We start from the raw sequence: 13,433 nt of genomic DNA, 5'->3' as shown, positions 1-13,433 counted from the left end.
GGGTGATATGAAAGCGGGCGAACTCAATAAGCGGATTTGGTTATCGCGTATCGAGGAAGTGAGGGATGAGTTCGGCGTCCCTAAATCTAGCGTGGTGAAAGTCAAAGATGTTTGGGCAAAAGCGGAGGCGATGTCTAACCGGAAAATACGCACCGCCGATCAGCAGCAGGTTATCGAAACGTACCAATTCACTATTCGACCACGTAGCGACGTTAATATCGGGTGGATCATCGCTTATCAAAATCGCAACTTCACGGTTCGCGCTGTTGATAGAAACAAGTCAGACCGACTAATCATAACGACGGAGGCTGACAATCAGCATGATAGAAACTGACATTAAAGCCGATTTGGAGCGACTAACAGGATTAAAGGCATATCCGTTAGGGCTGCCATCTGATGTGTTGGAAGGGGTTATTTATCAGCGCATCAGCGACCCTAAAGTGCTTACTGGGCTCGCTAAAACCTCCCTTGTTCAATCGCGTTTTCAAATTACCTTTCAGATCCCCAATGATTATGCCAAAGCGTTGAAGCTAGAGGCCTTGGTGCTTAAAGCTTGGGAAAACATCACGCACGGTCATATCGGATCATATCCAGTACAAACCGTTCAGCGCGGGGCCTTCATGCAATCACGAGAGGAGCAGACAGATAAGCGCGTTATTTTCAGAGTGATGCGTGATTTTGTTATTACTTATCCAGAGGACGCCACATGAGAATGACGGTTGAAGTGAAGGGATTAAAAGACCTGGAGTATGAACTTAATAAACTAGGAGAAGAAATTACTACAAAGGTGTTAAGGCAAGCTGGGCGAGAGGCAATGACACCCGTGTTAGACGATATGAAAAAGCATGCTGGTTATGATGCGACAAGCGAAGCTGAGCACATGAGAGACAGCATCAAAATTACCACCACAAGCCGAATGAAGGACAACAAAACACTCTCTGTCATGACAGTAAGAGTGGGTCCTACTAAAGCGCATTATATGAAAGCAAAGGCGCAAGAATTTGGCACTGTCAAACAGATACCGAATCCATTCATCCGACCAGCGTTGGATTATAACCGTCAATTTATTCTCAACACACTTGCATCGGAAATACGTGCAAGCATCGAAAAATATCGTTAATTAAACTATTGGAGCTATCAATATGGCTGATAAAAAATCATCCCCTGAATATGCAATGTTGCCTGCCGGCACTATCGTTAAATTTGGTAAGCCGGGTGATACCGTTGAACAGATGAAAGCACTGGAAAACTGTAAAACAACAGGTGCAACGGGGCTAACTGGTGGGTTTGTTGATTGCACAACGCTTAAGGATAAAAACAAACAATCAATCTCTGATTTACCGGATGGACCTGAAAAATCACTTGGGTTTATTGACGATCCAGAGAATGCGGATTTTGCTGCATTTTTGAACGCGGCGAATGCCCGTGAAGTCGTGCAGTTTTACCTTGAGCTACCAAACAAACGTACAGCAACCATGATTTTGGCATTATCTGGCTGGGAAATGAATAGCCTTGAAGCGCCCGCGAATGAGGTTATCCAAATTACTGTAAAGGGTAAGCAAAATAACATCACATGGGGTGTTGCTACTGCTGGAGGTACAGAATAATGTCTCTGAAGTCATCTCTTCTTAAACCTACACCCCACATTGAAGAACATTCAATTTTAGGTACCAAAGTCTTTCTTCGCCGGCTAACAATTGCTGAGCTTGATGAATATGAGCATGACCTTCAGGAAGCTCAAAAAACCGGATTTAGTTCAGACGCTAGTAAGGCTGGTGCTAAGTTGATTTTAAAAGCGATTTGCGATGAAAAAGGTAATCCAATCCCTGAAGATGAGTTACCTACAGCGGATGAATTAGTGACGGTACACGATACGCCAACACTACTTTCTGCGATGGCATTCGTACAAAAATACAGTTATGGCTCGGTTGAGGAAGCCAAAAAAAACTAACCAACTCACCCTATCTTAAGTTGATTTTCCAACTGGCTGACAGATGGGGTGAGCCAGACCCACGCAAAATAGCGCAATTGCCTGCGGATATTATCACTCACTGGCAGGCTTTTTTCTCTCATGAGTCTGATCCGGAACCGGAACAAGGCGAACACTCTCCAATAACCCAAACACCGCTTCCATCTAGTGTGGAAGAGCAGTGTAATGATGTCATGAGGATCTTAAATGGCTGACGTTGCAAGTTTAGCGGTTGCGTTACACCTCAACGCAGCCTCTTTTAAATCACAAGTCTTTGATGCGTATGACTCTGCGCGAAAAGAATCCCAAAAATTCGCACAAGCAGCAACGAAAGATGCGGGTAACACAGCGGAAAGATTATTAGAAGTGTCAGCCAGTGCCAGAAAGGCGGGTGCTGATTTATCTGCTTCTGGCCAATTGGCGAGACACTCACAACTTGGATTTGCTCAACTAAGAAATGCACTTACCAGTGTTTCTGCGGGTTCATCGGTAGCGACCAGTAGTTTAATTGGTGGTTTTATTCCTGCACTGGAACGCTCATTAGAGAACGTCAACAGTGTTAAATTTTCTTTAGCAGAACAGCAGCGAGTCGCACAAGAAGCCGCGAGAGAGGCTATTAATTTATCTCGTGCTCAAATCGAAGGGGCTCAAGCGGATAGAAAAAGCGCCCAAGAAAAAATCAATCTTGCAGCAAAAATGCGTGACGAAGCCATTGCCCGCAGAGAGCAAGCTTTTGCGCTCGATGAGTATTTAGAGCGACAAGTTGAAGTGAACAAGCAGAATGGTATTTCAGTCAGCTACGCGGAGGATCATGCTAAAAACGCACGCATTATCAGTGAGGCAAATATTGCCGAAGCCGATGCCAAGAAGCGAATGCAGAGCGCGTCTAATGCCATTATTTTAGCTGATAAAAGCGAGCTTGATGGTAAGAAAAATCTAGCAGCTGCTACAGTTCAATTATCCGATGCCAGCAAAGAACTAACCTTCTCACAGCGTGCAGCGGCGAATAGTGCCAGTTTGTTTAAAAGTGCATGGGGCATGATGGGTGGTGCTGTCGGTATTGGCATTATGGCGTCAGCGGGTGCCTTTACTTATTTATACTCTCAATATCAGCAAGCCGAAGATCGCCAAAAAGCTTTCAATGCAGCCTTGCAAAAAGGCGGGTTAGGGCTTGTAACAACCGCCTATGATCTACGAAATCTAGCGAATGAGCTAGGTGGAACTGCAGAAGCTTATAAATCTGTGGCTGCCGCAGCTAGTGCGGGTTTTTCTGGTGACTTGCTTCACCAAGTTTCAGAGCTTGGCGTTCAGATGGAAAAGTCAGGTGGTAGTGTCGATGACCTAGTATCCAGATTAGTTGCTTTAGGTGATCGCCCTGTCGAGGGATTGCAAAAGGCAATCGATGCAGGGCATATCATTGATGCGCAAGTGATAGAAAGAATAGCAAGACTTGATAGGGAAGGTAAAAAATATGAAGCAGCTAATGCAGCAAGATTAGCAGCAATAGCTGCTGAGAGTGAATATCATGAAAAAACTAATGCATTTGCAAAAAATCACGAAACTAGAATTAGGGAGCTAGATAAAGCTTATGCTGGATTGCAAATGACAATCCGCAATCTAGATATGGGTGGTAAAGACCCATTTCTTGGTATGTATGTAGCAACAAAGAATTTATTAACAGACAAGCTAAAGCAAGAACAAGAAGAGCAGCAAAAACAACAAATTGAACAACAAAAAAATTTAACAGAAAGCTTGAAGCTACAGGTTAATTTTAATGCTGCATTTTCAGCTGGCGTTGATCAACAAAAGGAACGCTATGAAAGGCAAAAGCAATTCAAGGATATGCTGGATAAGGGCACTATTTCCGCAAATGAATATCAGCAAGCCATAAAGGGACTGGATAAGTTATTTGCTGCGCCAAAGAAAACAGGCGGTAACCCTATTGTTGATGAAGGAAAGCAGCGTATAGAACAGCTTTTGCAACAAGGTGCCGCACTACGAGCTCAATTGGAAGAAACTGAAGGTCTTACTGCATCAGAGCGTAAGCTTGCTTCCTTTGAACAAGAATTAATTGGATTGCAAGGGCAGCATTTAAATGCTCGACAAAAAAGCATCCAATCACACCATGTTGAGATCCGCACACAGTTACTAAAAAACGCTGAGTTAGAAAAAGAAATTAAATTTAAGGAGTTGCGAAAGAAATTTGATGACCAAAATTTTGAGGTTATGCAAAAAACGTCAAAAATTAGTCAAGATGCAACAAATCAAATCTTGCAAATGACGATGAGTCAAAATGCTTATGATTTAATGCTTGAAGAGCAGCGTATTCAAGATGACTTCAGGCAAAGACGCTATCAATTGGACAAGGAAGTTTCAGATAAGAAATCTCAACTCTATGCTGACCAAACGGCATTTTTACTTCAAGAAGAGCAAAAGCAGTTAGAAATTGTTCGTCAATCGTCGAAAGATAAATCTAGAGATCAGAAGGATGCTTACAAAGGAATGGCTAGAGGCGTACAGGATTTTGGCAATACAGCTGAAAACGTTTATGACCAAATGCGATCTATTAGTAATTCAGCCCTCAGTGACATGTCAGGTATGCTGGCTAACTTCGTGGCGACAGGGAAATTAAACTTTGCCGATTTTGCCCAATCAGTTGTGACTGAAATCACTAAGATGATCTTCCAGATGATGATTTTCAATGCTCTAAAAGCAGGTTTTACTGGTACCGCTTTTGGTGATGCAATGGGACTAAAAGCCACACCAAATGCCAAAGGTAATACTTATGAGTCTCCTGGGTTAAGTGCCCATCGTAATAGTATTGTGAAATCTCCGACATTATTTCCTTTTGCTAAGGGTGGCGTTCCTGGGATGGGGTTAATGGGGGAGGCTGGACCAGAGGCAATTATGCCATTAACTCGCGGAAGGGATGGTTCGCTAGGCGTTAGGGTTCTAGGGTTGGAGCATGCACAATCAGCCGCGCCAAGTATCATTATTCATCAAACATTCCACGTTACTGGCAATGGTGATCAGGCTCTTTATGATGCAATGCAGGAAGCTGCAAAGATGGGGGCAAAGCAAGGTTCAGATGAAGCTTTAGCTAAAATACAGCGTGATTTTATGACGAGAGGAAAAATCCGAGGATCCCTTGAGAGGTAATCATGGTATTAGAGTGGCCAGAAGCCGTTGTGCCAGCAACAATGAACTGGCAATTAATCAGCAATAGTAAATCATTTGCGTCTGTTTTTACCGGAAGCGTGCAAACAGTGCGCTTTCCTGGTAGCCGTTGGCGCTGTACATTAACCTTTAATAATCTTACCGAGCAATTATCACGCGATCTAGAGGTTCTTATGGCGGCGCTTGATGGTGAAAGTGGTCGAGTAAAAATTAGCAATTGGTTACGTCAAGGATTGACTGGAAAAGGTGAAGCAAGAATAAGTACCGCCAATCAAACAGGTAAAATATTACAAACTAAAGGATGGATAGCTAGTTCAATTATATTGCGTAAAGGCGATTATTTGACGGTTGGTAATGAGTTGAAAATGGTCACTGATAATGTCATTAGTGACAAAGAAGGGAATGCAGTTATCCCTATTTCACCTATGTTAAGGGTTTCTCCAGCAGCCAATGATAAATTAGAAACTGTGCGTCCATTTGGAGTTTTTAAATTAACCAGCAATGATCAGGGTAATTTTCAATACAGACCGGGCGTCTTTTCTAATGTAACAATTACGTTTGAGGAGGCGTTATTCTAATGCTTTATCATCCATTTTCTAACAGCATGGTCAAAGCAATTAATGATGGGGCTGAATTAGTCATTGCTGCAAAACTTGATTTGAAGTCAGGGGTAACAAGAGCCCATACAGGGATTGGCAATTTGATTATTGCGGGGGAAGTCTATTTAGGCGTGGGTTCTTTGGGGAGCATAGAAACAGTTTCGGAAAGTAACACCACAAGCCCACAACAACTTATCTTGTCACTTTCTGGTTTTGACTCACTTTTAATTGCCGATGTTATGAATGAGCGAAGTCGTGGTAGAAATGTCAGTTTAATGCTGGTGGCTTTAGGTGGTGATGGGAAACCCGCTGTAGCTGAAATTGTGTTCGCTGGTCAAATATCAAATATTGGTGTGACTACGGGTAATAATAACGAAGTTGCCGTGACGGTATCAAACCGCTTTGAGCGATGGTCACAAGGTTTGCCTGATAGATTCACCGATGAATCATGGACAAAGAGGCACACGGGTGATCGTATTTTTCGTTATGTTGCACAAATGGCGGAGCGTGCTATCTATTGGGGTAGCAAAAAAGATGCGCCAACATTTATTTATAAGTAGGGATCATCTATTCTGATGCGAAAGTAATAACTTGTTGGATTTAATTATGAAAAAAGAAATAACCTATGTACTTGGCGCGTTGGCTATCCTAGTTATCATTTATTTTGCTGTTATGTCTTTTAAAGTAACCGATAAAAAAATCTATTCTGCTGTAGAAGCTTCTGTTTCTGAGGTACTTCTAGATCCTCAGTCGGCACAATTTAGTAAGCTAAAGATTGTAGAAAGGGTAAATGATGGAAAATCGTCATCTATGAAAGTTTGTGGGTATGTTAACGCTAAAAATTCATTCGGTGGATTCACTGGTAATAAAGGGTTTTATACTTTCGTTTATATAGATAATGGAAATATAAAAATTCACAAGAATAGTACAACTATAGCAAGTGATTTGCTAACGAAAGGTATGGTTGAGCATACCTGCAATTATTAGCCTAATAGCTTTAAAACAGACCCGCTTCGGCGGGTTTTTTTATGCCCGGAGATCAGCAATGCGACATCCTAACTGGACAACCAGACTCCCTGAAACCTTACAAAAAGCAACACAAACGCCATTTTCATGGGGTGAGCACGATTGCTGCTTATTTGCTGCGGATTGTGTGATTGCGCTCTGTGATTTTGATCCCTGTGAAAAAGTGCGTGGAAGATATAAAACTCGCACCGGCGCAATGCGTGTTTTAAAAACGGAGTTCGGTGATATTGAGTCTGCGCTTTTAAATCACTTTCTTGAAATTCCAGTTAATCAAGCAATGCGTGGCGATATCGTCATGTTTAACGGCGATGATGGGAAGACGCTTGGCGTTATATGGGCAAATAAAGTTTGGGCGGTTACCGAGTCAGGAGCAATGCCAGTTAATCATCAACCAGTCAAAGCGTGGAGAGTAGAGTAAATGGGAAAGACGGTTACCAATATTGCATCTGCAGCGCTAATGGTGGTGGGTACTATTTATGGAGGACCCGTTGGTTATGCATTAATTGCTGCCGGTATAGCTACTCAAGCTGCAGGTGCGATGATTTACAAAGATAAGATGCCTTCGATGAATTATCGGGATCAGTCTGAACGCAAGCAGATGTTGCGTTCATCAACTGCACCAGAAACGATAATTGTGGGGAAAACTGTATGTTCAGGGCTGCTTTTTTTCGCAGAAGAAGAGCGCGGTGAGCAAGATGAAAATGAACGTCTATTCATGGCGCTGGCACTAGCGGCTCACAAACTAGATCACATCGGTAGGATTTGGTTGAATGATGACCTGATTGGCACTTTCGGTGATAAAGCGGGTTATGAGTTTCATAACTCCCGGACTGATTGTGATCCATACATGCTAAAGAATGCACCGTCATGGAAAGAGGACATGATCGGGGATGGCTTGGCATGGCTACGATTAACACTGAGATACGATGCTGAAAAATTCCCGTACGGTGTGCCGAACGTCAAAGTAGAGGTCTGGGGTAAGCAGCTATTCGACCCTCGTACAAATAAAACAATCTGGAGCAACAATGGTGCACTGGTAGTTCTCGATTTTTATCGTAGTTATCTTGGTGTGCCTGATGCTGATATTGATTTTGAATCATTCAAGGTCGCTGCAGATCTGTGTGACGAACAAGTCGTTAGCCCTGAAGGTGCTGCCGAACCACGCTACACAATTAATGGGGCCTATGAACTTTCTGAATCTCCAGCATCGATACTCGATCACATGCACAAATGCATTGCAGCGGAGCCGACCTATGTAGCTGGAAAGCACGGGATTTTAATGCAGGCTTACAATGGTCCTGCAGTATTACGCATTGAACCGAATCAAATCATTGATACCGTTAACATCACGCCGGAACTGGCTTTACGTGATGCGACTAATGCGATTTACGGGACGTTTGTTGATGCTGAACAGGTGTATATCAAAACTGACTTTGAGCCTGTCATTATCGAAGAATGGATTGATGAAGATGGGTTAGAAATCAAAGAGAACATGGATTATCGCTTTGTCACTAGCCCATACCAAGCCAGCCGATTAGCCAACCTCTACTTACGTAAGAAGCGAGCTGGGCGCCGAGTTCAAATTAAAATGAACATGGATGGCTATGCATACCGACCAGGAGAAGTGATTTTATTAAATCTTCCCCATATTGGCATTCAAAATCTTGAGTTTCGTATTGCTGAATGGAAATTTCACCCGCAGGAAGGAGTTGATATCCTCCTCGAGGAGGATGGTGCTTATATTTATGAGGATGTGATCGGCAAGCCATTTGTTAGACCACCGTTTACTGTATTGCCGACGGGCGGCGTGGCGCCACCGTTAAACCTTGCATTTGTGCCAGTTAGTATCGGCGAGATTGTTCAGGGATATCTGAGTTGGAAATCAGCTGCTGCAGATGTTCGCTACAATACAGTGAACATTATACAAGATGGAAAAGTGGTTCAATCAATTCAGGTGCCGCAAGATAGGGTCGATTTGTCAGGACTTGTTCGCGGATCCTATCGCGCTGAAGTTCGTTCAATTAATGTCGCTGGCGCCATGTCTGCACCTACCATTATTGATTTTGATATTCAAGCCCCACCTAAGCCTGTCAGTGTTGAAGTGACTGGCGGGATGTTCTCATTGACGTGCGTTCCACGTGCTGGTGAATCCGCACAACACGGCTATACATTTGAGTTTTGGTTCAGCGACAAGAAACTGGCTAACACTAACGATTTGGAAGTTACAACAAAATCCAATCGATTAGGGCAAGGACAGTTCTGGACGAAAGAAAATTTAAAAGCGGGTACCGATTATTGGTTTTATGTTCGAAGGGTCAATAGTTACGGAAAGTCACCATTTGTTGAATCCGTTGGGCAAGCCAATGCATTGCCTACGGATATCATCGAAGAAATGGGCGGGCAGTTTATGACGACCGAAGCTGGTAAGAAGCTGGAAGATCAGCTTTATTGGCTTTCTGAGTCCAACCTAATCAACGGCGCTGCAACGTTTGAAGTCCAGCAAGATTTATTCACTAAGCATGGTCAGTCAATGGCGCAAATTAAGCGCTTAGACCGGGTGTTTGCGGATGCAAATTTGGCATGGGCTCAATCTATTGTTGAAGTTAATGCATCAATAAATGGCGTTAAAGCAGGCGTTATCAAGAATGACCAAGCCATTGCTGATTTAGACAAAGCATTTTCTAAATCTGTCACTGAATTAGAAAGCTCAATTGGTGAAGTGAAATCCGGCGTTGTTAAAAATGATCAGGCCATCGCGTCATTAAACAAGTCGTTTGCGGAATCACAAACGCAGGTTCAGTCAAAGCTTGATGAACAGATGGCGATTGTTAACACCAAAGCGACAACCGAATTTACTGCAAAAGGTGAAGGCTATGCAACGTGGGATGTGAATGCTGGGGTTTGGTACAACAAAACATTCTATAAAGCAGGGATGGTTATTAGTGCCGAAGTGAAGGCAGGAAAAGTCAGCACTTACATCGGATTTATGGCCAATAACTTTGCGTTTATTAATCCTTCAAACGGTGAGTTCGAAACGTTTATGTATATGAAGAACGGTCAGATTTTCATGAAAGAAACGTTCATAGATAAAGCGTGGCTCAATAGCGTGGTTGTAACTGACAAAATGACGTCAGCAAATTACGTTCCCGGCAAAGTGGGTTTTAATATCGATGCTAAAACTGGCGATGCGGAGTTTAACAAACTGCTCATCAGCGGGGATTTTAAAATTGTTGGGGATGCAGGTCGGGTGTTAGTTGATGGTACCGGAATGACAGTCTATGACGAAAATGGAAGATGGGCCGTGAAAGTGGGGAGGCGTCCAGCATGAGTGATGATTACGGATTATTTGTAAATCCCAAGGATGGCGGTAAACCGATTGAAATCACTAATAGAACATTCCCTCTTTCATTCATTAAAAAAATCATGGTCGATCCGTGGTCTGGTGATAAATACAATAAAGTGAAAAGCTTTAATATCCCCGGACTGTCAAAGTACGACGTTGTAATTGTGCCAATGTCTACGTGTCACTTTTGGGCGTATGGCGCAGTGACAAAGACTTTGATTAGTCGATGGTGGGTAGATGGCGATACGTTCAGGTGCGAGTACAGTCAAATAGCATGGGAAGGAGGGTGGTTGCCGGGTAATGACGGTGAGACTCACTTTATGTTATTTGGCACCCTGAAAGATGTGCCTAAAAATACCTATGGTCTGTTTATTAATGGCCTTGATGGAGCAATCGACAATTTTAGGGGAATAACGCAAGAAAGTGATTTGTCGTACTGTGTATTTAGAGAAAAAATTCGCTTAACGGATCGGCAAAAATGGTCAATTCCTGCAACCATCCCAAATCGTGATTCAGTCTGTGTCTTTATGCGCCCAGCATCATCAAGCCATGTTTTACGATATGACAGGGCAAATAAGCAGGTGTGGTCTTCTGGCGCAGGGGATGTTTACGTTGTGATTTTTTCATACGGGCTCAATTTACAGCCTGCAGATGGGCTAACTATATGGAACACTGCTGGTAAAGTGACGTACAGCTCTGATTACGTCCCATTCGTTAAAAACGGACATCAACTCACACTCAATAAAAACTCAGCGACGAGCTCATTTGCGGTACCCATGTTCACGTTTGACACACCAAGCGCTTGGGTCGTTGAGGAAAGTAATTCATACAACGTTTTTGCTGGTGGTTATAAAGTTTCTGGAAACAAGCTTATTGGCGCGCGTCTATGGACCATTGGCAGCTATCCAAAATATACCGGGTCATCAATGGATGTTTATGATCAGGAGATCATCTTTGGCGGCAGCTACGCCATAGACCTAAACGACTACTTCTAAATACTCAATTCAACGATAAGCCGCTTAACTGCGGTTTTTTTGCGTCCAAATTTTGGAGTTAAAATATGATTTATCAAACAGGCACAATCGCAACTACAGCAGGACAAACAAAAATAAAAGGTACTGGAACGCGCTGGAAAGATAACTTGGCTGGTATCTCCGAAGGTTGTCCAATCTCTATTTTTATCAATAACGTTGTGTACTTTAACAATGTGTTATCTGTGAATTCAGACACTGAGATTAATCTTACCTATCCTGTGCCAGTAGCAGCCGCAGCAGCGAAATATCAGATTGCCACATTCGTTCTAGACAGCATGAGCGATGGTGTTCGCAAGATGCTAGCGAATCAACAGTATATCCAGTATTTCCTCCGCAACATGGATACATGGATGACGCAGGACGGCATTGTTGAAATAAAAACCCCAACGGGTGAAACGGTAAGACTTGAAAGCATCATTGCATTGAAAAAGCTGATCGATGGGAAGTTGAGCACATCCGGTGGGAAAATGACTGGTAAGTTAGATACTACTAGCCTTGGAATTGTATCAACTAATGATAATAGTATTAATATTTATCCACCTGCGGGAAAAGACTCTGATGCATTTTTACAATACCGTGATGGTCAAGACTGGTTTGGAAAAATCAACATTCCTAGGCTGCCAAAAAATACAGATAAAATTATGATGCTGGTCGGTGATTTTGGTTTTGGTGGTGTTGTCTCATCAAGAAATTTAACTGATGCTCAACAAGAAATATTATTCAAAGATGAACCTACCTCGGTTTGGAGAAACCAAACATCAAACGGTTCGACAATGAAGTATTCTTATCAGTATGCTCCAAATTTACTGGTTAAAGCAGCAGATACATTTTTTAATATGTGCGTTAGTCATGCATCAGGCACAGTCCAGATAACATCAGGTATATCTGGTGCGGTACCAGCAAACTGGAAAACATCCTATTTATACGGAACGGCAAACACGACAAAAGATGCGAACGGAAATCTAAGACCTGCCTCTCCAGTAATCAAAGTCTTCGCAGACCATATCGAACTCAATGACGAATCAGAGGGAATTGAGCTCGAAAAACTTGGCATCGGGCGCTATAAACTCAAAGGCACTCTCGGCATGAACTCGGATGCTAGCTGGGGCGGTATTCACGGTGGTTTAGTCGTACCGAATGGGATTAACAATTTACCATTGGTATGGGCTGATTTTGACGTGTTACCGGATGGCGACATCATCATTGAAACCCGCTATAGAAAGCATGTACTACCGCAGCGACTCGAAGCCCAGCGCTTGATGACTTATCCAGAGTTTCTAGATGAGAATAACATTGAGCGTGAAGACTATGACTATTGCGATATTCCCAATGGCCACTGGATTGATGTTCGTGTGAATATGCCGAGTGATTCTATCTACAATCAGAAGCTAGCTGAAGCTGAGAGGCTTGCTAAACTAGAAGCAGAGCGATTAGCTGAAGAAGAAGCTAAACGAGCAGCAGAAGAAGCGGAAAGAGCAGAACAGGAAGCTACGGAACGTAAACAATATGACCTTGGTGATAATGACACATTGCTATAATTAAAATATAAATGCGCCAGCTTGAGTAGTTGGCGCACTCTAATCATTTATCGAAATACTCTACTTCCTCAGTTTCTTTCATTTCAGGCATCCAATCTCCATCATTCCAAATTTCTTCCAGCGTTTCTTCAATGTAGGTTTTCTTTTCGTTCTTACCAAGGCCATCAATAGAAACATTAGCTTGAGATCCCCAACTAATATCGATATTTAAATCAGGGTATTTGGGGTTCAATCTTTTTGTGATCTCATTTCTCAATGCGTCGAAAGTCCCCACAGGTAATTTACCTTTCATGCTTGCAGCGAAGCGAACTTTAATAGTAACCATCGTACATTCTCCTTGTATAAAGCGCTGTATATAAAAACAGTTAAATAATAACTGTGATTATATACAGTAAAATATTAATGGAGATCAAGAAATAAGGTAAAATTTATCTTATGGCTAAGAAAATGACTTCCCCAAAACCGTTTAAATAATATCGTTAAATCAAGAGGTTAAATGATAGTTGAAAATGGCATAAAACCAAGGGTTAATGCCATTTAAATAATTATGAATCAATAAGTTAAGTTATTATTAAGCGCATGAATAAAATATAAATATAGAATTTACTTTCTAAAAATAAAATTAGCTAAAAGTAAAAAGTTAATAAAAAATTGTTATCAATTGTATGTATAGTGAGTAAGCATTTTAATTATTAGAGTATTTTGCATGAAATGCTTCCTAACTAAATGTTTTCATTTATAAAATTA

14 protein-coding genes are annotated in these 13,433 nt (G+C 42.1%); 13 read left to right on the top strand and 1 reads right to left on the bottom strand.

What is annotated here, in order from left to right; genetic code table 11:
- The first annotated feature begins 7 nt into the window (after window positions 1-7).
- From ACIH2S_RS11045 to ACIH2S_RS10985, 13 genes are all read left to right on the top strand, one after another.
- Window positions 8-334 carry a phage head closure protein gene (locus tag ACIH2S_RS11045; protein ID WP_430247429.1) on the top strand — a complete coding sequence of 109 codons (327 nt, stop codon included), beginning with the start codon at window positions 8-10 and terminating at the stop codon, window positions 332-334.
- Window positions 321-710 carry a hypothetical protein gene (locus ACIH2S_RS11040; RefSeq protein WP_430247427.1) on the top strand — a complete coding sequence of 130 codons (390 nt, stop codon included), beginning with the start codon at window positions 321-323 and terminating at the stop codon, window positions 708-710. The genes ACIH2S_RS11045 and ACIH2S_RS11040 overlap by 14 nt, the downstream gene beginning before the upstream one ends.
- A complete protein-coding gene (locus tag ACIH2S_RS11035; RefSeq protein WP_036975540.1) occupies window positions 707-1,120 on the top strand; it encodes an HK97-gp10 family putative phage morphogenesis protein in 414 nt (137 codons plus the stop codon). The genes ACIH2S_RS11040 and ACIH2S_RS11035 overlap by 4 nt, the downstream gene beginning before the upstream one ends.
- A 22-nt stretch (window positions 1,121-1,142) precedes the next feature.
- On the top strand, window positions 1,143-1,607 hold the full coding sequence (locus ACIH2S_RS11030) for a phage tail protein (RefSeq protein WP_265498827.1): 465 nt from the start codon (window positions 1,143-1,145) through the stop codon (window positions 1,605-1,607).
- Window positions 1,607-1,951, top strand: coding sequence for a hypothetical protein (locus ACIH2S_RS11025; RefSeq protein ID WP_036975543.1), 345 nt, complete (start codon window positions 1,607-1,609; stop codon window positions 1,949-1,951). The genes ACIH2S_RS11030 and ACIH2S_RS11025 overlap by 1 nt, the downstream gene beginning before the upstream one ends.
- A 225-nt stretch (window positions 1,952-2,176) precedes the next feature.
- A complete protein-coding gene (locus ACIH2S_RS11020; protein WP_430247425.1) occupies window positions 2,177-5,128 on the top strand; it encodes a phage tail tape measure protein in 2,952 nt (983 codons plus the stop codon).
- Window positions 5,129-5,130: 2 nt separating this feature from the next.
- Complete coding sequence (locus tag ACIH2S_RS11015; RefSeq protein WP_154599486.1) at window positions 5,131-5,724, top strand: hypothetical protein; 594 nt, start codon at window positions 5,131-5,133, stop codon at window positions 5,722-5,724.
- Window positions 5,724-6,305: a hypothetical protein gene (locus tag ACIH2S_RS11010; protein ID WP_154599487.1), complete on the top strand. Its 582-nt coding sequence runs from the start codon at window positions 5,724-5,726 to the stop codon at window positions 6,303-6,305. The genes ACIH2S_RS11015 and ACIH2S_RS11010 overlap by 1 nt, the downstream gene beginning before the upstream one ends.
- A gap of 46 nt (window positions 6,306-6,351) precedes the next feature.
- Window positions 6,352-6,732, top strand: a complete 381-nt coding sequence (locus ACIH2S_RS11005; protein WP_154599488.1) for a hypothetical protein — start codon at window positions 6,352-6,354, stop codon at window positions 6,730-6,732.
- Window positions 6,733-6,790: 58 nt separating this feature from the next.
- The gene (locus ACIH2S_RS11000; RefSeq protein WP_154636884.1) at window positions 6,791-7,189 is read left to right on the top strand and encodes a DUF6950 family protein; all 399 of its coding nucleotides are present in this window, start codon (window positions 6,791-6,793) and stop codon (window positions 7,187-7,189) included.
- A complete protein-coding gene (locus ACIH2S_RS10995; protein WP_430247423.1) occupies window positions 7,190-10,099 on the top strand; it encodes a phage tail tip protein J-related protein in 2,910 nt (969 codons plus the stop codon).
- Window positions 10,096-11,109, top strand: a complete 1,014-nt coding sequence (locus ACIH2S_RS10990; RefSeq protein ID WP_430247421.1) for a DUF6453 family protein — start codon at window positions 10,096-10,098, stop codon at window positions 11,107-11,109. The genes ACIH2S_RS10995 and ACIH2S_RS10990 overlap by 4 nt, the downstream gene beginning before the upstream one ends.
- A gap of 146 nt (window positions 11,110-11,255) precedes the next feature.
- The gene (locus ACIH2S_RS10985) at window positions 11,256-12,686 is read left to right on the top strand and encodes a hypothetical protein (protein ID WP_430247420.1); all 1,431 of its coding nucleotides are present in this window, start codon (window positions 11,256-11,258) and stop codon (window positions 12,684-12,686) included.
- 43 nt (window positions 12,687-12,729) lie between these two features.
- Here the strand turns inward: ACIH2S_RS10985 and ACIH2S_RS10980 are convergent, their stop codons facing one another.
- The gene (locus ACIH2S_RS10980) at window positions 12,730-13,011 is read right to left on the bottom strand and encodes a DinI-like family protein (RefSeq protein ID WP_154604274.1); all 282 of its coding nucleotides are present in this window, start codon (window positions 13,009-13,011) and stop codon (window positions 12,730-12,732) included.
- Between the last annotated feature and the right edge of the window lie 422 nt (window positions 13,012-13,433).

Origin of the sequence: Providencia lanzhouensis, from assembly GCF_050469745.1 — a bacterium.
Lineage (GTDB): Bacteria > Pseudomonadota > Gammaproteobacteria > Enterobacterales > Enterobacteriaceae > Providencia > Providencia lanzhouensis.
Note: the sequence above shows the minus strand (reverse complement) of the source record. Positions and strands in the feature narration are given on the sequence as shown.

Bases quoted from the DNA above. Each gene is read 5' to 3' on its own strand.
- ACIH2S_RS11035 (WP_036975540.1), top strand. From the start codon at position 707: ATGAGAATGACGGTTGAAGTGAAGGGATTAAAAGACCTGGAGTATGAA.
- ACIH2S_RS11040 (WP_430247427.1), top strand. From the start codon at position 321: ATGATAGAAACTGACATTAAAGCCGATTTGGAGCGACTAACAGGATTA.
- ACIH2S_RS11005 (WP_154599488.1), top strand. From the start codon at position 6,352: ATGAAAAAAGAAATAACCTATGTACTTGGCGCGTTGGCTATCCTAGTT.
- ACIH2S_RS11010 (WP_154599487.1), top strand. From the start codon at position 5,724: ATGCTTTATCATCCATTTTCTAACAGCATGGTCAAAGCAATTAATGAT.
- ACIH2S_RS10995 (WP_430247423.1), top strand. From the start codon at position 7,190: ATGGGAAAGACGGTTACCAATATTGCATCTGCAGCGCTAATGGTGGTG.
- ACIH2S_RS11000 (WP_154636884.1), top strand. From the start codon at position 6,791: ATGCGACATCCTAACTGGACAACCAGACTCCCTGAAACCTTACAAAAA.
- ACIH2S_RS11045 (WP_430247429.1), top strand. From the start codon at position 8: ATGAAAGCGGGCGAACTCAATAAGCGGATTTGGTTATCGCGTATCGAG.
- ACIH2S_RS10990 (WP_430247421.1), top strand. From the start codon at position 10,096: ATGAGTGATGATTACGGATTATTTGTAAATCCCAAGGATGGCGGTAAA.
- ACIH2S_RS11025 (WP_036975543.1), top strand. From the start codon at position 1,607: ATGTCTCTGAAGTCATCTCTTCTTAAACCTACACCCCACATTGAAGAA.
- ACIH2S_RS10980 (WP_154604274.1), bottom strand. From the start codon at position 13,011: ATGGTTACTATTAAAGTTCGCTTCGCTGCAAGCATGAAAGGTAAATTA.
- ACIH2S_RS11020 (WP_430247425.1), top strand. From the start codon at position 2,177: ATGGCTGACGTTGCAAGTTTAGCGGTTGCGTTACACCTCAACGCAGCC.
- ACIH2S_RS11015 (WP_154599486.1), top strand. From the start codon at position 5,131: ATGGTATTAGAGTGGCCAGAAGCCGTTGTGCCAGCAACAATGAACTGG.
- ACIH2S_RS11030 (WP_265498827.1), top strand. From the start codon at position 1,143: ATGGCTGATAAAAAATCATCCCCTGAATATGCAATGTTGCCTGCCGGC.